General features: G+C 54.0%; 23 protein-coding genes. 9 read left to right on the forward strand and 14 right to left on the reverse strand.

Annotated features, from left to right (window positions below; all coding sequences use genetic code 11):
* Positions 1-25: 25 nt before the first annotated feature.
* Genes HGO37_RS03310 through HGO37_RS03325 form a run of 4 tightly spaced genes read right to left on the reverse strand, consistent with a single transcriptional unit; the run spans position 26 to position 3,924 of the window.
* Positions 26-754: an ABC transporter ATP-binding protein gene (locus HGO37_RS03310; RefSeq protein ID WP_250982113.1), complete on the reverse strand. Its 729-nt coding sequence runs from the start codon at positions 752-754 to the stop codon at positions 26-28.
* Entirely contained in the window at positions 754-1,599 is an 846-nt protein-coding gene (locus tag HGO37_RS03315) for an ABC transporter ATP-binding protein (protein ID WP_371815269.1), read from the reverse strand. Before HGO37_RS03315 ends, HGO37_RS03310 begins: the two co-directional genes overlap by 1 nt.
* 20 nt (positions 1,600-1,619) lie before the next feature.
* The gene (livM, locus tag HGO37_RS03320) at positions 1,620-3,017 is read right to left on the reverse strand and encodes a high-affinity branched-chain amino acid ABC transporter permease LivM (protein WP_250982114.1); all 1,398 of its coding nucleotides are present in this window, start codon (positions 3,015-3,017) and stop codon (positions 1,620-1,622) included.
* A gap of 4 nt (positions 3,018-3,021) precedes the next feature.
* Entirely contained in the window at positions 3,022-3,924 is a 903-nt protein-coding gene (locus HGO37_RS03325; protein WP_192488225.1) for a branched-chain amino acid ABC transporter permease, read from the reverse strand.
* A 383-nt stretch (positions 3,925-4,307) separates the two neighbouring features.
* Between HGO37_RS03325 and cysQ the strand changes: the two genes are divergently transcribed.
* Positions 4,308-5,099 (forward strand): 3'(2'),5'-bisphosphate nucleotidase CysQ, encoded by a 792-nt coding sequence (cysQ, locus tag HGO37_RS03330; RefSeq protein WP_250982115.1) that lies wholly within the window; start codon positions 4,308-4,310, stop codon positions 5,097-5,099.
* Between the two features lie 63 nt (positions 5,100-5,162).
* Here the strand turns inward: cysQ and HGO37_RS03335 are convergent, their stop codons facing one another.
* Positions 5,163-5,852: a LuxR C-terminal-related transcriptional regulator gene (locus HGO37_RS03335; protein WP_250982116.1), complete on the reverse strand. Its 690-nt coding sequence runs from the start codon at positions 5,850-5,852 to the stop codon at positions 5,163-5,165.
* A 532-nt stretch (positions 5,853-6,384) separates the two neighbouring features.
* Here HGO37_RS03335 and sciP point away from each other — a divergent pair.
* Both sciP and HGO37_RS03345 read left to right on the forward strand, forming a co-directional pair.
* Positions 6,385-6,660, forward strand: a complete 276-nt coding sequence (sciP, locus tag HGO37_RS03340; RefSeq protein WP_027675777.1) for a CtrA inhibitor SciP — start codon at positions 6,385-6,387, stop codon at positions 6,658-6,660.
* Between the two features lie 274 nt (positions 6,661-6,934).
* Positions 6,935-7,216: a GNAT family N-acetyltransferase gene (locus HGO37_RS03345; protein WP_192488222.1), complete on the forward strand. Its 282-nt coding sequence runs from the start codon at positions 6,935-6,937 to the stop codon at positions 7,214-7,216.
* 95 nt (positions 7,217-7,311) lie between these two features.
* On the opposite strand, the gene HGO37_RS03350 is transcribed toward HGO37_RS03345, so the two are convergent.
* Together HGO37_RS03350 and HGO37_RS03355 are read right to left on the reverse strand one after the other, a co-directional pair.
* Positions 7,312-7,599 carry a hypothetical protein gene (locus HGO37_RS03350; RefSeq protein WP_250982117.1) on the reverse strand — a complete coding sequence of 96 codons (288 nt, stop codon included), beginning with the start codon at positions 7,597-7,599 and terminating at the stop codon, positions 7,312-7,314.
* Positions 7,544-7,894 (reverse strand): flagellar export protein FliJ, encoded by a 351-nt coding sequence (locus HGO37_RS03355; protein WP_250982118.1) that lies wholly within the window; start codon positions 7,892-7,894, stop codon positions 7,544-7,546. The genes HGO37_RS03350 and HGO37_RS03355 overlap by 56 nt, the downstream gene beginning before the upstream one ends.
* A gap of 439 nt (positions 7,895-8,333) precedes the next feature.
* Between HGO37_RS03355 and ctrA the strand changes: the two genes are divergently transcribed.
* Complete coding sequence (gene ctrA, locus HGO37_RS03360) at positions 8,334-9,038, forward strand: response regulator transcription factor CtrA (protein ID WP_192488220.1); 705 nt, start codon at positions 8,334-8,336, stop codon at positions 9,036-9,038.
* Positions 9,039-9,108: 70 nt separating this feature from the next.
* On the opposite strand, the gene HGO37_RS03365 is transcribed toward ctrA, so the two are convergent.
* Positions 9,109-10,158, reverse strand: coding sequence for an alpha/beta hydrolase family protein (locus HGO37_RS03365; RefSeq protein WP_250982119.1), 1,050 nt, complete (start codon positions 10,156-10,158; stop codon positions 9,109-9,111).
* A 177-nt stretch (positions 10,159-10,335) separates the two neighbouring features.
* On the reverse strand, positions 10,336-10,980 hold the full coding sequence (chpT, locus tag HGO37_RS03370; RefSeq protein WP_250982120.1) for a histidine phosphotransferase ChpT: 645 nt from the start codon (positions 10,978-10,980) through the stop codon (positions 10,336-10,338).
* Between the two features lie 158 nt (positions 10,981-11,138).
* On the opposite strand from chpT, the gene HGO37_RS03375 reads away from it, so the two are divergent.
* Positions 11,139-11,732, forward strand: a complete 594-nt coding sequence (locus HGO37_RS03375) for a DUF1134 domain-containing protein (RefSeq protein ID WP_192488217.1) — start codon at positions 11,139-11,141, stop codon at positions 11,730-11,732.
* Positions 11,733-11,946: 214 nt separating this feature from the next.
* Positions 11,947-13,107 carry a hypothetical protein gene (locus tag HGO37_RS03380; RefSeq protein ID WP_250982121.1) on the forward strand — a complete coding sequence of 387 codons (1,161 nt, stop codon included), beginning with the start codon at positions 11,947-11,949 and terminating at the stop codon, positions 13,105-13,107.
* A 12-nt stretch (positions 13,108-13,119) separates the two neighbouring features.
* Here HGO37_RS03380 and HGO37_RS03385 read toward each other — a convergent pair whose 3' ends face one another.
* Positions 13,120-14,001, reverse strand: a complete 882-nt coding sequence (locus HGO37_RS03385; protein WP_250982122.1) for a TrmH family RNA methyltransferase — start codon at positions 13,999-14,001, stop codon at positions 13,120-13,122.
* Positions 13,991-14,383: a hypothetical protein gene (locus HGO37_RS03390; RefSeq protein WP_192488214.1), complete on the reverse strand. Its 393-nt coding sequence runs from the start codon at positions 14,381-14,383 to the stop codon at positions 13,991-13,993. Before HGO37_RS03390 ends, HGO37_RS03385 begins: the two co-directional genes overlap by 11 nt.
* A 37-nt stretch (positions 14,384-14,420) precedes the next feature.
* Between HGO37_RS03390 and HGO37_RS03395 the strand changes: the two genes are divergently transcribed.
* Entirely contained in the window at positions 14,421-15,458 is a 1,038-nt protein-coding gene (locus HGO37_RS03395; protein WP_250982123.1) for an RluA family pseudouridine synthase, read from the forward strand.
* A 203-nt stretch (positions 15,459-15,661) separates the two neighbouring features.
* Complete coding sequence (gene rpoH / locus HGO37_RS03400) at positions 15,662-16,564, forward strand: RNA polymerase sigma factor RpoH (protein WP_192488212.1); 903 nt, start codon at positions 15,662-15,664, stop codon at positions 16,562-16,564.
* 98 nt (positions 16,565-16,662) lie between these two features.
* Here the strand turns inward: rpoH and HGO37_RS03405 are convergent, their stop codons facing one another.
* Entirely contained in the window at positions 16,663-18,981 is a 2,319-nt protein-coding gene (locus HGO37_RS03405) for a hypothetical protein (RefSeq protein ID WP_250982124.1), read from the reverse strand.
* 60 nt (positions 18,982-19,041) lie between these two features.
* Positions 19,042-20,340 carry an adenylosuccinate synthase gene (locus HGO37_RS03410; RefSeq protein ID WP_192488210.1) on the reverse strand — a complete coding sequence of 433 codons (1,299 nt, stop codon included), beginning with the start codon at positions 20,338-20,340 and terminating at the stop codon, positions 19,042-19,044.
* Positions 20,341-20,577: 237 nt separating this feature from the next.
* Here HGO37_RS03410 and HGO37_RS03415 point away from each other — a divergent pair, with 237 nt between their 5' ends.
* Complete coding sequence (locus HGO37_RS03415) at positions 20,578-21,465, forward strand: DMT family transporter (protein WP_250982125.1); 888 nt, start codon at positions 20,578-20,580, stop codon at positions 21,463-21,465.
* Between the two features lie 42 nt (positions 21,466-21,507).
* Here the strand turns inward: HGO37_RS03415 and HGO37_RS03420 are convergent, their stop codons facing one another.
* Complete coding sequence (locus HGO37_RS03420) at positions 21,508-22,053, reverse strand: transglutaminase-like cysteine peptidase (protein ID WP_250982126.1); 546 nt, start codon at positions 22,051-22,053, stop codon at positions 21,508-21,510.
* Between the last annotated feature and the right edge of the window lie 468 nt (positions 22,054-22,521).

The raw sequence follows: 22,521 nt of genomic DNA on the forward strand, positions 1-22,521 counted from the left end.
ACCGCCAAAAGTTTTCGTGACGATATCAGTGGCGGCCACCTTCCAGATAGGCCGCACGCACTTCAGGATCGGCCAGAAGTTCCTTACCGGAACCGCTCATGGTTACCTTGCCGTTCACCATCACATAAGCGCGGTCGGAAAGCTTGAGGGCAGCAAAAGCGTTCTGTTCAACAAGAAACACGGTCAGACCTTCTTCCCTGTTCAGTTTCTTGATCGCTTCAAAAATGCCCTTAACGATCAGTGGCGCGAGACCCAGTGAAGGTTCGTCCAGCAACAACAGTTTCGGACGAGCCATCAGCGCCCGGCCGATGGACAGCATCTGCTGCTCACCACCAGACAATGTACCGCCGCGCTGGCTCTGACGTTCCTTCAGGCGCGGGAACATCACAAAGATCTTCTCCACATCTTCCTTGAAGTATTTCAGATTATCCAGACCAGCGCCCATCTGAAGGTTTTCCAGAACCGTCATGCGCGGAAAAATGCGACGACCTTCAGGAGACTGCGCAATACGCTTGCGCGCAATCAGGTGTGTGGGAACACGGGTAATGTCCTCGCCATCGAAGATGACCGAACCGGAACGGGCCTGCGGGCTGCCGCAAATGGTCATCATCAACGTGGATTTGCCAGCGCCGTTAGCGCCGATAAGGCTGACGATCTCGCCCCTGTTCACCTCGATATCGACACCGGCGAGCGCACGGATATTGCCGTAATAGGTTTCAACATTCTGGACTTTAAGAAGGGATTCACCGGACATCAGACCGCTCCCCCGTCAAGTTCTTCAGCAATAATTTCTTCCACTTCATCGTCCTCGACACCGAGGTAGGCGGCGATGACCTTAGGGTCATTCTTGACATGGTCCGGCGTGCCGTCAGAAATCTTCTGACCGTATTCAAGCACCACCACATGGTCGGAAATTTCCATAACCACCGACATGTCGTGCTCGATCAGCAAAAGCGATGTTCCTTCATCGCGGATGCCACGCAGCAATGCGTTCAGTGCCAGAGATTCCTTCGGGTTTAGACCCGCGGCCGGCTCGTCGAGGCACAGAAGCTCAGGACCGGTGCACATGGCACGGGCAATTTCCAGACGGCGCTGCGCGCCATAGGAAAGATCACCTGCCGGATCATCAGCACGATCCGTCAGATTGGCCTTGTCGAGCCAGTACTTTGCTTTCTCGATGGCATCGGCTGCAGCGTTTTTGTAAGCCGCGAAACCCAGCAGACCGAGAATGGTGTAACCGGATGCCTTCATCAGCACGTTGTGCTGCGCAACCAGCAGGTTTTCGAGCACCGTCAGACCAGAGAAAAGCCGGATGTTTTGGAAGGTTCTCGCAACCTTGGCTTTTTTGGTGATCTCGAAATCCGGCAAACGTTCCAGAAGGTGCTGCTGCCCTTCCTTCCCGTTCATCGTGATCATGCCCATTGTCGGTTTGTAAAAACCGGTGATGCAGTTGAACACGGTTGTTTTGCCAGCACCGTTCGGCCCGATCAACGCGGTGATTTCACCACGCTTGGCTTCGAACGAAAAATCGTTGATGGCCATCAAGCCGCCGAACTTCATCGAGAGGTGTTCGACCTTCAGTATCGTATCTTTTTTCATGGAACTTGCTCCGGATGCCATCAGCCGTGACCTTCCTTCGTAAAGCTGCCGGAGACAGCCTTGCGTTTTTTCAAGAAGGCAGTTGGTTCGCGTGAACCCACAAAACCACGTGGCTTGAACAGCATCACGATAATCATTGCCAGACCGAACAGCAGCATACGGTAGAGTTCCGGCGTGAAGTCATTGCCGAAGAAATGCTTGAGGAACTCCATTTCGCGCAGTGCTTCCGTGCCACCCACCATCACCACAGCCGCAATGGCAATGCCGGTGAGTGATCCCATGCCACCCAGAACCACGATGGCCAGAATGACCGCAGATTCAAGGAACACGAAGGATTCAGGCGATACGAAGCCCTGACGAGCTGCGAAGAATGAACCGGCAAAACCACCAAACATCGCGCCTGTTGCAAAGGCGGTGAGTTTGGTCGCAACCGTGTCGATACCAAGCGAGCGGCAGGCAATTTCATCTTCACGCAGGGCTTCCCATGCACGACCGATCGGCATGCGACGCAGGCGGATCGTGACGTAGGCTGTCAGAAGGCAAAGCGCCAGGATGACGTAGAACAGGAAGATTTTATAATAGGCCGACGACATCGACAGGCCAAAAGCCTTGGCAAAGTTGTTCGGCGCACCGGTATCGAACGACCAGATGCCGAAGACCGATGCCTTGGCGATGCTCGAGATACCGAACGTGCCCTTGGTCACATCTGTCCAGTTTATCAAAACAAGACGAATGATTTCACCGAATGCAAGTGTCACGATGGCAAGATAGTCACCACGCAGGCGCAGAACGGGGAAGCCGAGGATAACACCCCAAAACGCCGCCAGAATACCGGACATTGGCAAGAGCAGCCAGAACGAGAAGCCGAAGTAGCTGGACAGCAGCGCATAGGAATAGGCACCAACCGCGTAGAACGCCACATATCCCAGATCGAGCAAACCAGCCAGACCGACAACGATATTCAAACCCCATGCCAGCATGACGTAGATCAGGATCTGGATACCGAAGTTATCAACGTATTTCAGTGAACCCTGAAAGCCGTTAATTGCGACCATAACAGGTGGGTAGAGAAGCAACGCAACAAGCGCGATCTTCAGAAAATATTTTTGGAAATCGCTTTTTTCTTCAGTGATATCCAGTACGCCAGTGCGTGCTTTTTTCAGTTTGCGTGAATCAAGCGCTGGCTTGATAAAACCAACAACCAGAAAACGACCGACAGCAGCGATAGCGACAAAAATCGCCAGAAGATCCCAACGGGTCTCCCAGACCAGTGCGTTATTGATATCCTGAAAGGTACGGATACCAACGAAAAGAAGGAACATGCCGAAGGAAATCAAGCCCGCGTAGAGGCCTTCCTTCAACGCCACGGCCGTAAGATCGGGGCTGGAGGATTTTGTTTCAGAGCCAGGATTTGCCATGTTTTTATACCTTCTCGACTTCGGGACGTCCGAGGATGCCCGTAGGCTTGAAGATCAGAACGAATGCAAGAATGGCAAAAGCTGCAACATCCTTGTAAGCAATCGAGAAATAGGCAGACCACAGGCTTTCGATCAGGCCAATCAGCAGACCACCCAGCACAGCGCCTGGCAGTGAGCCAATGCCACCAAGGACCGCAGCCGTGAATGCCTTTACGCCCGGAATGAAGCCGTCATTGAACGAGGCAACACCATAATACATGAGGTACAGCGTGCCAGCGACGGCCGCGAGAGCAGCGCCCATAACAAAGGTGATCGAAATGGTGCGGTCTACATCGACACCCAGAAGTGCCGCCATCTTGCGGTCCTGCTCGGTTGCACGTTGCGCACGGCCAAGCGGTGTCTTGTTGACGATATACCAGAACACGAACAACAGCACGGATGTGACGGCCACAATGATAAGCTGCTTCAACGAGATGGTGATTGCGCCGAAGTGGAAGACATCTGTCACAAGCGACGGGATCGGCTTGTTGCGTGGACCCTGTGTAACCTGAATGAAGTTGGACAGCACAATCGACATGCCGATCGCGGTGATCAGCGGTGCGAGGCGGAAGGAACCACGCAGCGGCCGGTAAGCCACACGCTCAATCGTCCAGTTCCACAAACCGGTCATCAGCATCGCAACAACCATCATAAGAAGAAGGAGCAGCGCCACCGGAATACCGGCAAAAAACGATGTGAGAATGAGGAAGACGATAAGGGCTGCGAAGCCACCCAGCATGAATATGTCGCCATGAGCGAAGTTGATCATGCCGATAATGCCGTAAACCATCGTATAGCCAATTGCGATCAGGCCATAGATAGAACCAAGAGTCAGCCCGTTTATGAGCTGCTGGATAAAATACTCCATATTTTCCCCCGGATGCACTCTCTAAAGGAGCACATCTCTTTTATTACGTTCCCGCGATCCTGTAAGACAGATCCGTATGAAATGCATAACGCGTTCGAAAGAAATGTGAAGCCCAAAAGGAAAATTTCAGCCAAATATTTGGAGTTTTCATATTCACTGCCGCATTTGGGATCACAAAGAGCAGGAATTCGGCAGAAGCTGAGCAAAAACCACTCATTTCGCAGTGTAATACAACGTTATCACTTAACGTAACTCGAAATGATACCCGTACCATTTCCCGACACAATTTAATGCTGTATTTATCAATATTATATATCGTAAATACTTGAAATGAATGCGATATATCTGAGACAACGCTGGGAACCCGAGGACACATCGTCAAAATGCTGGAGCATCTGACACACGCAGCCTTTGCAGCAGGCCGAGAAATCATGGCCATCCACACGGCTGGGCCACATGTGCTCTATAAGAATGACTGTTCCCCCGTCACAGAGGCGGATCAGCGTGCCGAAGACGTTATTCTGGCAGCGCTGCAACAGGCTTTTCCCACTATTCCCGTTATTGCCGAAGAGGCCGTATCATCTGGCATCATGCCGGAAATATCCGGCGGCGATTTCTTTCTGGTCGATCCGCTTGATGGCACCAAGGAGTTCATCGCCGGAAACGACGATTTCACCGTCAATATTGCGCTGATTCGCGATGGTGAACCGGTAACCGGTGTGGTGCTGGCGCCTCTGCTCAGGACACTCTGGACCGGCCACGAAGGTATTGCCGAAAAGCTCACACTCGACGAGGATTTCAACATCGTCTCGCGGGAAGAGATCAACACAAGAAGCTGTCCTGACGCGATGATGGCGCTCATCAGTCGCTCGCACAGCACGCCGGAAACGACAGCTTTCGTTACACAGCATGGCATTCGCAATTTCAATTCGGTCGGATCATCGCTGAAATTCTGCCTTATTGCCGAAGGTCAGGCCGATGTTTATCCACGGTTTAGCCGCACCATGTTGTGGGATACGGCGGCAGGTGACGCCATCTTGCGCGCGGCCGGTGGCATCACAGTCACACCTGAAGGTGCCCCACTGGTCTATCTGCCCAAGATCTGCACGGAAGAAGGCCTTGCCAACGGCAACTTCGTGGCTTGGGGCACGCCCGCCATGGCGGAAAACACCTGATTAGTGCTTTGAGAAGTAAGGACGGTTGATTGCTCCAATCATCCGCCCTGCCCGTGACCAAATTCACAGCAATCGATAACGATAGGCCCGCGCCACCGCTTGCATGCGGTTGACTGCCTCAAGCTTGCGCATCGCGCTTTTCAGGTAGCTGATCACGGTATGGCTGGAAATGGAGAGAATGATGGCGATCTCTTCACTGCTTTTACCGGCAGCAGACCAACGCAAACACTCAATTTCACGAGCCGTCAGTTTTTCCCGTGGCCCAGCCTGCAACAGACTGTCGCCAGATGCCCTGTCCAGAATCTCCACAGCTTCAAAATATAATGACGCCATATCTGGCTGCGTGGGCTCGACAGCGTCGCTGCTGAGAGCCAACACATAGATATTCATATGTGCATCATGCAACGAGCAGGCCAGGACATTGGCATAACCAAACCGGGCAAACTCCTTGCCAAGATCGGCCACATCACGACCATTCTCGTCCTGCCAGAAACATGAACCTGGCAGCAACACCGGAACGACCTTGCGCTTCAGCATGGCAATAAGCTTGCTGCTCCGAAACGCATCACTCAGCGAATAGGCATTCACCAGCCCGGTCGGCCAGTTGCTGTGAACGATATTGTCCCGGAAGCCGGATTTATCCGCCCGTGGAAAAGCCGTCAGCATATAACGGTCAAAGCCATGTCGCTTGCATAAGTCTGCGAGGTCACTTTCCAGACGGTTTAGAAACTCGCTATCGCCCTTGTCTGTCATCACGGCCCCGGTCACACCCTGCACTCCGACGAAAACAGACCCTGAACTGCCATATCAATTGCATCAGTCGTTGAAACGTTGCCCGACACGTTTCTTCTCCCCTCTATAAAAGCATCTGGAAATTCACATTTGAAAATGGTGCTAGATTTTTGCATTGGCTTATCGGTTGGAAGAGTACACGGAATCGCTGTGCAACCGACCATACTGCACGCATGAGAATAATAACATTAAAACATTCGAATATATTACAATTACAGTAATCGCCAGAAACAACAAATAAGAAATACTTAAATCAGCGGACACAGATATATCCGGCCGGGTTTATGTCGAAGATGTGCCTTTTTATTGGCACGACAAAGACTGCGTTTTTTTGACACGACCGTAATCTTTCGGCCAGATTTGAACCGTTTTCCTCACAGAACACCCGAAATAGTTCAAATTGTTAACAAATTCTCTCGAACAGCTTAGTTCTTTTTTAAAGTTAGCGCGCTAGGTTGACCCTATATGGTCTTGAGTTTGTATAGAGTGTCCAATGACCGAAATGATACGTCCACGAGTTAAATATGTCATCGGCCCAGATGGCAGCCCGCTAACAATTGCCGACCTTCCTCCGGCTGATACCCGTCGTTGGGTGATCCGTAGAAAGGCAGAAGTAGTTGCTGCGGTTCGGGGTGGGCTTTTGAGCCTGGAAGAAGCCTGTGAGCGTTATACGCTGACGGTTGAAGAATTCCTGTCCTGGCAGTCTTCGATTTCCGATCACGGCCTTGCAGGTCTGCGCACCACGCGCATCCAGCAGTACCGTCACTAGTTAAAGTCCTGTTGCGGCGTAAGCCGCATCGAGACCATTATACAAGATAGCGCCACGGCATGTTTAAAAACATGCACCGTGGCGTATCTGTTTTCAGCGGCCATACAAATGGCTCGCCTCGCGCTCCCCAACCCACGGCATTCAGCGGCGTCGCACAAGCTGAACATGCCAAATTGTAACATCACTGTTCACAAACTGCGGTCACCTTTTCCCGTCTGCTGCTCATGTGGCATGGTATAGCTACGCCATCACAAACGTTAAGCGGGAGAAAATAATGGAATTCAAAAGCAGTGAAACAGGCTCAAAAGGTCTCTACACGGCAACGCTTGAGGGCCATACTGGAGAGATGACCTATTCTCGCGCATCGGAAAAGTTAATCATTCTTGATCACACCGGTGTTCCCGACGAGCTTCGCGGCAAGGGCGTTGGCCAGGCACTGGCAGCGCATGCAATCGAAGAGGCGCGAAAAGGTGGCTGGAAAATCATGCCGCTTTGCCCTTTTTTCAAGGCGCAGGTGCTTCGTCACCCAGAATGGAACGACGTCATCTCCGGTTAAGCGGATTTCAGGTGCATAAAAATTACTATTTTTTTGAATTCAAAACCCAGCATTCGCGTCGATGGTCGTCAGGTCTTAAACATTTCAGCGGCGCGTTAACCGTTATAGATGGCCCCGGAACGCAAATCCAAGGTCGGATTCTCGGCTAAAGCATGACGAAAATCACCAGCGCGCGCCAAACGAATCACTTTCATCGCGAAAATGACAAAAAAATCCCAAAATGGGTTCAGGCACGCGCCTTCGATGAAGGCGCCTGCCTGAAAATAGTCATCAGTACAGCCTTTGCGAGAAAACGGATTTAACGTTTTGCCAGCAAATAAAGGTGGCTTATGCCCGTGCCCGCATGGCGCCATCGCGACTTTCGAGAGCAGCAGCCTTTTCATAATCGGCCACGACTTCCTCAAGCGATGCTTCGGCCGCCTCCTGCTGCGCCCTCAGTTCCCGAATGGAAACCTGAAGGTTATCAGCACGTTGACGTGCCGCCTTGGCAAAGGTCGGATACGCAAAATGTGTTGGGTCCGTAATGCCCGACTTGGATTCTTCAAGACTGATCTGGTGAACCAGTTCCTTAGCCATCCGGTCGAACTCCGCCATCATGAGTTGCAACTGCTGCAACTGGCGGCGTTTCTCGTTGACCTGAAATTCCTTCAGGCGAATTAGGCTGTCACGCGACTTCATACGCAATACTCCGTGGATGTCGAAACCCCGGTTCAAGACAATTTTAACCCGTTGATGCCGGTGTGAGCCGAAATCGTTCAAAAAAATAACAAGACGTTAATAAAAAAACGTCCGCGTTAACCTTTCGTTTACGGGCATCATTAATGATAACGACGATCATTTAAGGGTCGGTAAATGCCATGTCCAAAAAATTGGACGCGACAATGTACGAGTCGGTTGAATCACTTAGCACGATATCCTCATGTTAAGATTCAATGTTGGCGATGGTGGATTCATATGGAAAATCAGTGGCGTGCCATTTATATTTAACAAATTCGATACACTTGCCAGAGGCGATTAGAATTTGTTAACCATTTGATGGCAGCCTGCAAATCAGGCAACGTCTGGATCCGTATCGCGCAAGGCACTTACCTTCCGGCGGGCGGCAAAGGGGATAATTATGCGGGTTCTACTAATCGAAGACGACAGCGCGACAGCTCAGAGCATCGAGCTAATGCTGAAGTCAGAAAGTTTTAATGTCTACACGACCGATCTCGGCGAAGAGGGCGTGGATCTAGGCAAGCTGTATGACTACGATATCATTCTTCTCGACCTCAATCTTCCGGACATGTCCGGTTATGAAGTTTTGAGAACACTTCGCCTGTCCAAGGTGAAGACACCTATCCTTATTCTCTCCGGCATGGCCGGTATTGAAGACAAGGTACGTGGTCTCGGCTTCGGCGCAGACGACTACATGACTAAGCCATTCCATAAGGATGAGCTTGTTGCCCGTATCCACGCTATCGTGCGTCGTTCGAAGGGCCATGCCCAGTCGATCATCGCAACTGGCGAACTGATCGTGAACCTCGACGCCAAGACTGTAGAAGTCGGCGGCCAGCGCGTTCACCTGACCGGCAAGGAATATCAGATGCTGGAGCTGCTTTCGCTCCGCAAGGGCACTACCCTTACCAAGGAAATGTTCCTGAACCACCTTTACGGCGGTATGGACGAGCCTGAACTCAAGATCATTGACGTGTTTATCTGTAAACTTCGCAAGAAGTTGGCAAATGCCGCAGGCGGCGCGAACTACATCGAAACGGTGTGGGGTCGTGGTTACGTTCTGCGCGAGCCGGATGGCGCGACAGAATATCTTGAAACTGCCTGATACCGCATTCCCCAATGCAAAAGCCCGCCTTCATGGCGGGCTTTTTTGTTTCAAGCGGTGAAACGTACGGTCATTTCAGTGCCTCATGCAAAAATGAGACAATACCGTCAGCGATCTCGCGGTGAATATCTGCACGGTTTCGCCCGCCACCATCACGGCAAACAAAACCTTCCCCGGGCGATTCCTCTTCAATGATCTTGTCCGCACCAGGTTTGCACGTCTGCACAAAACTGAAATGTGTTGCATCGCCAATTTCCCGGTAAAGCGTTGAAGAAGCTGGCAAATGTTGCCGCAAATACTCTGAATCGCTTTTTATCGCGGCAATCTCGGCCGTCTCATGACCCGCAGCATAGACCAAAACCGGTATATCGATCCCTGCAAGACTGTCAGGCACAAAGCCGGAGGCAGGTCCAAGGTCAAGCGAGACAGCAGCCCCGACGCGCTTGTCTTTCAAATCCTGAGAAAGCTCTGGACGGGCCCTGCCACCGCCGACAATGCCGATCCGCGCCATAGTTTTCAAGTCTTTGCATTGCGCAGGCATGACATCGCCCGTGCAGTCCTTGAGAGCGCGATCCGCCTGATAACGACCGCCAGCCAGTTCGATTGGCGTCCAACCACCCAGAGAGTGGCCTATGACGGCGATTTTCCCGTCATCTATCTCGCTAGCCAGCGACGTATTCTCTAGCACAGCCGTTAACGTGCGACTGATATCGCGCGGACGCTCCCAAAGTCGCAAGGCTTCTGCGTTGTCCATATTCTGGAATGTCGTGCCAGGATGGTCTGGTGCCGTAACAACGTACCCGCATTGCACAAGCTCACCAGCCAGCAAATTAAGGTTTCGCCAGCTGCCGCCATAACCATGCGACAGTAAAACCAACGGATGTTTGCCCGGTGCTGCCAAGACATCCTGCTCGACACCAAGACCATAAAAGACAGGATTCTCCCCAACGGTCTCGGCTTTCGTCACCGTCTCGTTTGCCGGGTACCACAATGAAATCTTCAGCGGCCGATCATTACCTTTTTCAGCCTGCTCGATTTGTTTGAAACCTACCCCCGTGTCTGCCAGGGCAACCTGCCCTGTCATACTCAACACGAGTATCGCCAATGAGAAACAACGCATTTCCGTCTCCATATGTTGAACTGGGTCAATCCAATGAGACAGCTGTGTGAATGCGGCGACCTGAAATAGGTTTGAGGACGACTGGAACATGATCAAGAACCAGCGGCTCTATAAAGCGGCGTAAACAAAAACGGCGCCCACTGGACGCCGTTTGTTTAAGAATAGTCGGAGACCTGATCAGGCCTTGAGTGTCGCCACGAACACGATCTTGTCTTCGTGCACCGTATAATCCAGTTCCATGTCAGCTTCCTGTGCCAACAGCAGCGTATAATAAGGCTGCACGGAATGGGCGTCGATCGCCTCTTCAAGAGCGCCTTTGCAAAGTTCGGCGAACTTCGCCGGAACGCGCAGCATGCGGCCCTTAACGGTGATTTCAAATCGGGCATCGGTTTCTGGATTTTCCAAGACAACGTCGAGATTGCCACCGCGTGGAATAGCGCCGTAAGCGACCAGGAAAAGGTTCAGAAGCAACTTCACCCGGTTCTTGGCGACGATAGCGCGCGGCCCGGTCCAGCTAACCTCAACCTTCTTGTCGGCGCCGGCAAAATCCTTTGCCGCTTTTTCACCCTCACCCGTGTCGATGGACGCACCGGCCGAACCGGAAGCACCAAAGGCCAGACGGGCAAATTTCAGTCGCACAGAAGCGTTCAACGCGGATGTACGGATCAGATCCATTGCATCTTCGTCCGCGCCACCTTCATCAAGAAGTTCAAGGCCGTTGTTAATCGCGCCCACGGGCGAAATGACGTCGTGGCATACACGACTGCAAAGCAACGCCGCAAGATCGGCTCCCGAGAGTGTCAGGTTCGGGTTAATGGTCATAAATATCTCCTGCGCCGTCGGCTCTTCGGTCATGCGTTATTTCAAGAATAACCTGCCGTCATAATGACACCATATTTGGTAAACCGATTATTAAGACCATGCTTCCAAAATGGTCAGATGTCATGATACGGCAAGTAAAACGAAACAGACGGACGGAAATGACGATGAGCCTCCACCAAATTCGCACTTTTGCGCACCTGGGACTGATCAGGATTTTCATGGTCGTTGCAGGAATGATTCTGCCGGCACAGGCCATGGCGCAAAGCAGTGACCAATACACGATGCAAGAAATCGTGGATGCAGGACACGGCTTTTTTGGCTCCACCACCGGTGGCCTTGCAAAGGTCGTTGAACAGGCATTCCAGCGTTACGGCCTGCCAAACGGTTATATTCTGGGCCAGGAAGGCTCTGGCGCATTCGTTGCCGGCCTCACCTATGGCGAAGGTCAGCTCTACACAAAGAACGCAGGTCAGCACCCAGTTTTCTGGCAAGGCCCATCGCTCGGCCTTGATTACGGTGGCCAGGGCACGCGCACCATGATGCTGGTTTATAACCTTGCATCCGTGGATGGTCTTTACCGCCGCTTTGGCGGTGTCAGTGGCTCCGCATTCGTTATTGCAGGTGTCGGCATGACCGTTTTGAAGAACAACGACGTAACCATTGCACCGATTCGCACCGGCATCGGCGCACGTCTCGGCATCAATGTCGGCTATCTCAAGCTGACGCAGCAGCCAACTTGGAACCCTTTCTGACATTTTTTGCAGTTGATGATCGGCTGACTGTAAAAGTCAGCGTCAGTTCGCCATCCCTTAACGCAGGTATGGAACGGCCAGCGCAAGCTCCGCGTGTGACACATGCGGCAGCTTTTTGCGTCGATGGTGGCGACAAAAGTCAGAACGGTATAGCGTGTCTTAGTTTGGAGATCCCGGCGTGATCGAGTTTGCGATTTTATTTGGATTGGGTTTTTTGAGTGCCGCTCTTGTTGCAGCCCTCATAGCGCCCGCCATTCATCGTCGGATCGTCGCCTATACCGAAAAGCGCCTGCGCGCCACCATGCCCATCAGCCCCCAGGAAGTGCGTGCACAGAAGGACATGGCGCGTGCGCTGTATGCCGCCGAAAATGCGAGAACCCGCCAGGAGCTTGAAAATGAGCGCGCCAAGTCGGTCCAGATTTCCGTGCGCAGCAACAGCCTGGCGGATGATGCCAGCAAAATCCTGACCGAGAACCGCGAGCTTCGCCAGCATCTCGAAGAAATGTCTGTCGAGACCGGAGACCTGCGCTCCAGATTGCGCAAGCAGGAAGACGCCGCTGAAAAACTGAAAAGCACCTTGCGTCATGCAGAAGAAAGCAATCAGCTGAAGGCCGCAGAACTGGCTGACCTGATGAAGCGCGCCAGCCGTATCACTAGCGAGTTGGATGAGTTGAAAATCAACCTGTCTGCCCGTGAACTCGAGGTGGAACAGGCGCGTCAGCGCAATGATTCTTGGCGCAAGGAAAAAGATGCCATTACCCGCGATCTGAACAGCTCGACCGACAAAAGCCGCGACATGGCAAATCAGATCACCCGCGACAGCCGCAAGATCCACCGTCTGGAAGAACAGCTGGCGCAAGAAGCTGCTCGCAATGCCGACAATGAAAATCTGATTGAGCGCCGCAACCAGGAAATCGCACGCCTTAAAGAGCGGTTAGCAACATCCGGTCCACAGTCCGGCGAAATGGTCATTCGCTTGCCCAACCCGGCCGTGGCCAACAAAAGTGCTGCTTCCACCCTACCAGAGGTGCCTGTCGTGGCAGCAAAACCGCCCATCATCGATATCGCCGGCAGCGCTGCAACATCGGCCACAGCAGCTGACAAAGCTGATCTAAACAGCGAAATCGAAGAAATCCGCAATCAGGGAACGGCGCTCACCGAGCGTCTCATCAACATCAAGAATACCAACAATGATGAAGCGATCCGTCAGGAGATTGCCCTCATTGCCGCGAGGATGATTGCCCTGACTGCCCGCCTTGAAGGCGACAACTCACCAATTCCGGAAATTCTGGCGCGTGACACCGCCAATCCGGATGCAACCCGCCAAAGTCTTGCGCAACGCGCAAACGAGCTTCTGTCGCAGAAACCAAACTAATCGAGATACCGATTACAAGCGGCCGAGTGCCGCTGCCATCTGGTAAAGTGCAAGACCGGATGACGTACCGGCATTCAGGCTGTCCAACCGCGCCGATTGCGAAATACGCGCCGTTCGAAAGCGCGACAGCACCTCAGGCGGCAAACCGTCGCCTTCTGTTCCGATAACCAACGCCATACGCTCGGAAACAGGAATATTGCGAATTTCCGTTTCGCCGGCAGGAGACAATGCCCAGATGGTAAAACCTTCTTCCGCCAATTTTTCCAGCAGCGACATCGCCTTGCCTTCACGGATATAGGGCACCGCAAGCACAGAACCGACAGAGACACGCAGCGCCTTGCGATACAGCGGATCGCAGCATGTCTCGTCCAGCAGAACCGCATCGGCATAGAAGGCGGCTGCATTGCGGAAAATGCCACCGATATTATCGTGGTTCGAAATGCCACAGCCAACCACCACCAGCGATGATTTTGGCAGCTTGGCAATCAGACTATCCAGCCCTTGCCCTGTTGCATCGCAGTCAGCCTGAGCGCCTGCCAGACGTCGACCGAGCGCCAGGATACCGCGATGCAGGTGAAAACCGGCAATCGCATCCAGAACCGCAGCATCGGCAGTGTAGAGCGGAACAGAGACCGGAAACTCCTCCAGAATGCTGGCAACACCCTCCAGCCGGTTCTTCAGCACAAGAATGCATTCAGCCTCGAATGTACCGCCCTCGCGGTGGGCGGCTGCCAGCATGCGCAACACCACGGTGCCCTCGGCAATAAAACGCCCCTGCCGTCCGGTCAGATCGCGTTCCCTGATGTTGCAGAACGCTTCTATACGCGGATCATCGGCAGAGGTTATCTCGATGACAGCACGGCCGGTCGCGGCCGTTGTTGCCTCATTGTGCATCGATTGTCACATCGGCCACGAAGCGGCCCGTTGCGATATCAAACACCATTGCCTTGCGTGTGCCATTGGCAAGCCTGCCGGTAAACAGCAACTGACCCGCAGCAAGCGAGGTATTTTCAATGACAAAGCCCTGTGGCAGGCTTGCGGTGGCAGAAACAGGTCCATCAGACGGCACTGCACCATTCACTGCAGCAACCGGAGCCTGCGTTTGCGTCTTGGATGGCCCCATAGCCTTGTAGACAACGGCTCCGAACACCGCCATAAGGCTGATGAACATCACGGACCCAGAAACGATCTGCAAGCGTATCATCTTGCGACGAACGCTTTCCATGGCCGGGTCGAGCGGCTTGTCTTCCTGTTCTTCTGGCTCGATCTGCGTCATCTGAGGTCCTGTCATTACTATTTGATCGGAAAGTTGAATGAACGACCCCTTTAAACAAGGCGCAGACGCAAGAAAAGTCCTGATTGCCGAAGAAGATGCCGAAGGTCGTCTGGATTCGTGGCTGACGACGGCTGTTGAGGGCGATTTTTCACGCAACCGCCTCAAATCTCTCATCGAGCAGGGAGCTGTCACCGTCAATGGTGTCGCCATCACTGAGCCAAAAAAGAAAATCCGCCCCGGCGACCGGGTGGAGATCAACATGCCGGAACCGGAAGATCCTGAACCGCAGGGCGAGGACATCCCGCTTGATGTTCTCTACGAAGACGAAGATTTGATCGTGCTTGTCAAACCGGCCGGTCTTGTCGTTCATCCCGGCGCTGGCAACTGGACGGGCACACTGGTCAACGCGTTGATCCATCACTGCGGTGATAGCCTTTCCGGTATCGGTGGCGTCAAACGCCCCGGCATCGTGCACCGCCTGGATAAAGAGACCAGCGGCGTTATGGTGGTTGCCAAAAACGACAATGCCCATCGCCATCTTGCTGCGCAGTTTGCCGACCATGGCCGCACAGGCCCACTGGAACGCGCCTACAAGGCAATCGTCTGGGGCCGCCCGAAACAGCTTCGTGGCACCATCGATGCGGCTCTCGGCCGTTCGGGCAATGACCGCACAAAGCGCACCGTGAAGCGCGAGGAAGCGGAAGACGCACGCGAAGCCATTACGCATTACGAAGTCATGGAACGCTACCGGGAGAAGCCGGACGCTTCGTGCCTTGCATCGATGGTCGAGTGCCATCTGGAAACTGGCCGTACGCACCAGATCCGCGTACATATGGCACATATCGGCAATCCATTACTTGGCGACCCCGAATACGGTGCAGCCTTCCGCACAAAGGCAAACCTGCTGGATGACGAAGCAAAAGCCGTAGTCAACCGCTTTCCCCGCCAGGCCCTGCATGCTTTCCTTTTGTGTTTTGAACATCCGCGCACCGGTGAGGTGATGGAGTTTGAAACCGACATGCCTGACGACATGGAGGAATTGGTGCAAGCGCTGCGAAACGACAAAGAGGCGTGAATTCAAGAATGGGACCGTTACCGGTCCTTTTTTATCAAAAAAGCAAACCGTAACGGCTTCGTGATGCAACCGTATTCTTGAAACACCGTTCACCCCTACATATCTGTAACGGGAAATTGTGCGTGATACATTGTATGCGCACGAGGCGGCCTGCCTGAAAAGCAATGATTAGGGGGCCGTAGTTCAAGGATAGGGGGTGCTTTATGGCCCGCAATAGTTTGCCTTCAATTACCGCCGGCGAAGCCGGTCTTAATCGTTATCTCGACGAAATTCGTAAGTTTCCTATGCTGGAGCCGCAGGAAGAGTACATGCTCGGCAAACGTTATGCCGAACATGGAGACCGCGATGCTGCGCATAAGCTCGTCACCAGCCATTTGCGACTGGTAGCCAAAATTGCCATGGGTTATCGCGGCTACGGCCTGCCGATCGGTGAAGTGGTGTCCGAGGGTAATGTCGGCCTGATGCAGGCCGTCAAGAAGTTTGACCCGGAGCGTGGTTTCCGACTGGCGACTTATGCCATGTGGTGGATCAAGGCCTCGATCCAGGAATATATCCTGCGGTCCTGGTCGCTCGTCAAAATGGGCACCACCGCCAACCAGAAGCGCCTGTTCTTCAATCTGCGCCGCCTCAAGGGCCGTATTCAGGCAATCGATGATGGTGACCTGAAGCCCGAACACGTCGCTGAAATTGCCAGAAAGCTGAAGGTTTCCGAAGAGGAAGTCGTATCGATGAACCGTCGCCTGCATGGCGATGCTTCGTTGAATGCACCAATCAAGGCAGCGGAAGGCGAATCCGGCCAGTGGCAGGATTGGCTGGTCGATGACCACGACAGCCAGGAACAGGTGCTGATTGAGCAGGACGAGCTCGAAACACGTCGCCACATGTTGGCGCGTGCCATGAGCGTTCTGAACGATCGTGAACGCCGTATCTTCGAAGCCCGTCGCCTTGCAGAAGATCCGATCACTTTGGAAGAACTTTCCGAGGAGTTCGATATCAGCCGCGAGCGCGTACGCCAGATCGAAGTCCGTGCCTTTGAAAAGGTACAGGAAGCGGTGCAGAAACAAGCTCTGGAAGCAGCCAAGGCTCTTCGAGTGGTGGACGCCTGATTAAGTTCGCTCCTCCCAAGCGACCTCGGCTGTAAAAGCCAAAAGAAAAGCCCCCGAACAGTGTTCGGGAGCTTTTTTAATGGTTGCGCGTTGAAACCTTACTGGCCAGCGGCGGGTGCGGTTGATGCCCAGTCCTTGAGCGCAGCATCAAAAGCAGCACGACCCTCAGGACCCTTCTGCATAGTTAGCAATGCACGACGGCCGTTGCGATAGGACACTGGAATATCGATCCAGTCACGGGTGGCAAGCAGCTCCAGATTGGTCTTCATCGCATCTGGGAAGTCATTCAGGGCGATCATATGGAAATCGTCCGTGATCTTCGCTGGAACGGCAATCAAAGCGTTACCGCGGTCCTGTTCAGTCTGCTTCATGGCAATACGCTGAACGCTGTCGATCGCGCCACCTTCAAAGCCAGGCGTAACAGAGAAGACGATTTCCACCAGATGGCTGGCAGGCAGCGACGAGTCCAGATTACGCTTGAAGGTAATCAGTGCACTCAAACCGCGTGCAGGAATGCTCATCTGGCCCTGAACGGTCGCAAGCTGCTTGCCGTCTTCACCCTGCTCATGCTGCAGGGTCCAGGCCACGCTGCCTTCGATTGCAGTCGGAACCGTTTGGCCAAGCACCTCTTCATAGAGGAACATGCGTTCTGCACCGGCTGCAAGTGGCGCACCCACGCCCGGTGTCGCAGCAGCGCCCTGAGTGGCTGGCGGTGTTGTAGTGGCAGCATCTGGTGTCTGCGCAGGAGCAGCTTCATTCTGCTCGTACACAGATTGACCTTCGGCGGTAACCGGCTGACCGTTGGCGCCAGGTGCCGGACCTTCGTCCCGCTCGGTGCCGTCAGGAAGGAGGCGCTGGGTAAACTTGCTACCCTGCACCGAACCGTCATCCGTCTGCGGCGTAGCAGGCGTTGTCTGTTCCGTCGTTGCAGGTGGGGTCGTCGTTGTTTCGCTTGCACCGTTCTGGGCTGGCTGCTCTGTCGTGGCGGGTGTTTCTGGCTGCGCAGACTGCGTCAATCCGCTGACCATGTCATTCATGGCATCGCGGTTGAGCCACAGCGCGTAACCACCACCGGCCAGAAGCAGAACACCCAGCAGAGCAAGCACATAGCTTGCATAATTGCGGCGCGGCTTTTTCTTGACCATGTAGGACGCAGGCGGAACACCATCGGCAGAAATGCCAGAGGCCCCAGCCTCGTAGGAACCGACCTTGCCGGCAACCTTGGCATCGGTGCCAATGCCGTCATAACCGATCAGTTCTTCCAGATCGTCCCAAGGAGTGCGTTCCTTGTTGGCGGCTTCCTTCGTGGTGTCAGCAGTTACCTGCTTGAAGTCCAGTGGCACTTCCTGCAAGGACGGCTTGCCGGTTCCAGCCGCCGCAGCAACTGCAGCGCTGGAAGCCTGCCCAGCGGTCGGCAGATCAACAGTCGCGTCTTCAAAATAGGAGGAGAAATCCTCATCCTGTGCCGAATGTTTGCGTGGCTGCTCGACAGCAGGCGTCGCAAACACGTCGTCACGGTAATCAGCACGGGCGGCGAAAGGATCGGATTCGTCTTCGAAACTGTGACGGTTATCCGGTTCAACCACGCCATAGGCTGGAGCGGCAACGACTTCGGGCTCAGGCTCTACCTCTGCCTCATTCTCGACAGCGGGAGCAACGTAAACCGGCTCGACCACTTCCGGATAGGAACGTGGCGCCTGCAGAACAGGCTCTTCCGCTTCTACACGCACGTCATCGGCATACACGGCATCATCGGCAGGCTTGCGCCATTCGTCTTCCGCAGCAGGAGCATCATCATCGACCCAATGCGGCTCTTGCGCATGGACGACGGGCTCATGGTAAGCGGTTTCTTGTTCTGGTGCCGGTTCGTCTTCTACGGGCTCCTCATAACGAGGCTCATCGACGTAGACAGGTTCAACAGTCTGCGGTTTGAAGTAGGTAACTTCAGGCGCGGGCTCGTAAGCCTGTTCGTAAACAGGCTCAACCGGCTCTGGCTCTTGTTCGGTCTCGGGTTCATAGGCAGGAGCCGCTGCATAGGCAGCAGGCTCTTCCTCCTCAACCTGCGGCTCTTCAACCGCAGGTGCAAGTTCTTCTTCAACCACATCGGCAGGCTCTTGCACATAGGACTGCTGTCCGGAGGTTGTTTCCTCCGGCGCAGCATAGTCGTCATGCACATAGTCATCATCTTCCTCAAGCGGCGGCAAGGCTTCGGCATATTCGCCTTCAACCTCTGCAATCGCCGCATCAAGTTTGACGACCTGACGTCGCAGCAACTCTTCCGGTGGACGTGGGTTCATATTCTCCAGTTGCCGAACAACGGCACTGCGAGCTTTTTCGTAAACCTTCGCCCGGGTTTCGGGAGTGTTGTTCGCCAAGCCATCAACGGCTTTGCGAATGACCGCTACAAAATCTGCCATAAGCACTTTCTCGTCGTCACCGGCGACGTACCGGCCCGATATGGTTTATTAATTGTGACATTAATCCTCAAAAGGATCAGTCACAAGTATCGTATCGTCACGCTCGGGGCTGGTGGAAAGAAGCGCCACTGGCGCACCGATCAGTTCTTCGACCTGACGAACGTATTTAATCGCCTGAGCAGGCAAATCCGCCCATTTTCGGGCACCGACGGTCGATTCTTTCCAGCCTTCCAGCGTGATGTAGATTGGTTCGACGCGAGCTTGCGCTCCCTGGCTTGCCGGAAGGTGATCAATCTCCTTGCCGTCGAGCTTGTAGCCGATGCAAATCTTCAGTTCATCAAGGCCATCAAGAACATCGAGCTTGGTCAGCGCGATGCCGGTAATGCCGTTGGTCGCCACCGACTGACGAACCAGTGCAGCGTCAAACCAGCCGCAACGGCGCTTGCGTCCGGTAACGGTGCCGAACTCATGTCCCTTTTCACCCAGAAACTGACCGATTTCATCGTTCAGCTCGGTCGGGAATGGACCTTCACCAACGCGGGTGGTGTAGGCCTTGGTGATACCAAGAATGTAACCGAGCGCGCCGGGGCCCATGCCCGAACCAGCAGCAGCCTGACCGGCAACCGTGTTGGACGAGGTCACGAACGGATATGTGCCGTGGTCGATATCGAGCAGCGAACCCTGCGCACCTTCAAACAGGATGCGTGCGCCAGCGCGACGCTTCTTGTCGAGCAGAAGCCATACGGTTTCACGGAACGGCAGGATCTTGTCGGCGATCGATGTCAGTTCTTCCATGATTGTTTCATGGCTGACTTCAGCCACACCAAAACCGCGACGCAGCGCATTATGGTGGTTGAGGATACGGTCAACCTTGGCAGCCAGTGCCTCGGTGTCTTCCAGATCCATCACGCGGATAGCGCGACGACCGACCTTGTCTTCATAGGCAGGGCCGATACCACGACGCGTGGTGCCGATTTTTGTACCGCTGTTGGAGGCCGCGTCTTCGCGCATGCCGTCCAGTTCGCGGTGCAGAGACAGGATAAGTGTGGCGTTGTCGGCGATACGCAGATTATCCGGCGTAACCGTAACACCCTGTGCAGCGAGACGGCCCATTTCAGCAATCAGCGCATGTGGGTCGACCACAACGCCATTACCGATCACGGCCAATTTGCCAGGACGCACGACACCCGAAGGCAGAAGAGACAGCTTGTAGCTGACGCCATCAATGACAAGTGTATGACCGGCATTATGCCCACCCTGGTAACGAACGACAACGTCCGCACGCTCGGAGAGCCAATCAACAATCTTACCCTTGCCTTCGTCGCCCCACTGAGAGCCGACCACTACGACATTCGTCATTATCTTGCTTTCCTGCTTATGGCGCGTGTCTGCGCCCTAACCCAAACCCGCGAATGTATACTGCGTTGTTTTAAGGAAAGCGACCCTGTTTATGCTAGCGTTTTTTGCTTTTTGCATGACAAAATCCGTGACAAAGCACGCTTTGCGGCTTTATCTCGGCACCGAGGCGGCAAAAACGTTGTCGACGACCGACGATTCCCGCCCTGCGCCTGCATACAACCACCGAAAGAATCCCCCGTGCCTTCAAGAGCCTACCTCGCCCTGATCATCGCCACACTGTGCTGGGGCGGCAATGCTGTCGCCGGAAAACTGGCTCTTGGCCACGTCAGTCCCATGGTGCTGACATATCTGCGCTGGGTATTTGCGGTTGCTTTCATCTTTGCCATTTCCGTGCCGCAACTGGTCCGTGACTGGCCGGTGGTCAAAAAGAACCTGCCCTATTTCGTCGGGTTGGGCGTCATCGGTTACACCAGCTTCAACGCCTTTCTCTACACCGCGTTGCAATACACCTCCGCCATCAATGCCGCCGTTATTCAGGCTGGTATTCCCATGGTGATTTTTGCGCTAAACTTCGCGCTGTTTGGAACACGTGTGATGAGTGGCCAGATCATTGGGTTCTTCATGACGATTGCCGGTGTTGCCCTGTTGGCCTCGCATGGCGATCCATGGTCGTTACTCGCGCTGGACTTGAATGCCGGGGATGCCATCATGCTGCTGGCGGTGCTGGTATATGCAGTCTACACCATCATGTTGCGCTGGAAACCACTGGTAAACTGGCGCACCTTGATGGCCATACCGGCGCTTGGCGCACTCATCTCATCTTTCCCGCTGATGGGATGGGAGGTCATGCAACAGACAGCCGTCTGGCCGGATCAGAAGGGTTGGATAATCACGCTTTATACGGCGATTTTTGCGTCGCTTCTGGCACAGATTCTCTACATCAGAGGCGTCGAAAGCATTGGCCCAAACCGGGCCGGACTGTTTATCAATCTCGTACCGGTGTTCGGCACGTTGCTCTCCGTCATCATTATTGGAGAGACATTGCACACCTACCAGATCATGGCTCTGCTTTTGACGCTGGGTGGCATTGCGGTGGCAGAACGAAAAAAGCTGCCAGTCCCTTGAAAGGGAGCCGGCAGCCAAGTCAGTCATGAATAGTGTGAACGCTTAGAGCGTAATTTCGCTGGCAGCTGGGCTGGCGTTGCGCGAACCGTTGCCGAGTACAACGCCGCCCTTTGCCGTTTCGACAATCAGAACCTTTTGCAGCGAGCCATCATCACCCAGCGCGTAACCGATACGCAACGCATGTGATGGCCAACCACGATGCATCAATTCCTGGCGCTTGATGGTGGCACAGTCACCGCAATTGTCGGCTTGCATAAAGGCCGGCACCGAATTGTTGCTGTCGAAAGAGCCGAAAAAGTCATCCAGCGCCTGCATTGGCTCATTGACCGCCTTGTTGACGCGCAACAGGTCCTTGCGACGGGCCTCAGTCAGCGAGATCGCGGCGCGCGGTGCGCACTGACCGGCAACCAGCAGGCAATCGCCGAAACGCAGACCCTTGCTGGCTGATGCCTCAACGGCCATTGCCTGCGCCTTTTCAGCTGAGGCAAAACCACGTGCGAAACCAGCAGGCCCGGCCGCATCGGCTTCGCCACTGACAGATGCTACGAATACACCGCAAATTGCGGCAGCTATGATCTTCTTCAACATTTCATCCCCCGTTTCGGTATCAGCCAGCTTGCCCGCCGGTCTTGAATAACGTTTCTGGAGTTTGCTTCGGTATCTGCCGCCCTCGGGCAACAGATCCCTTCTCCAGTGACACCCAACTTACAGGGCAGTCTTTTCGGGGCATTTAAATCGATAGCTACAATTTTATCGGAATTTGTTTTTATTGCCATCTAACGCGATTTTTTGAAATCACGGCCTGGGACGGCACCAGCCCCCTCTCTCTTTCGGCAGCTGTCCATTAACATTTGCAACACGCGACGAGACGCTTTTGTTAATAAACGACCCTGTTGTTGCTGTCGGCTTTCGGCATCCAGGGAGCCTGTTTTCCCTATAAAAAACGAATGTGCTGCCAAGCTGAAAAATGGCCAAAATCCGGCATTTTCCGGACGCAAAATAAGCTTGAATCCATGCCCGTTTCACACATGTTTTCATAAGGTTAAACAGGCAGTG

Source organism: Rhizobium sp. CG4 (assembly GCF_023701965.1).
In the GTDB taxonomy this organism is placed as follows: domain Bacteria; phylum Pseudomonadota; class Alphaproteobacteria; order Rhizobiales; family Rhizobiaceae; genus Agrobacterium.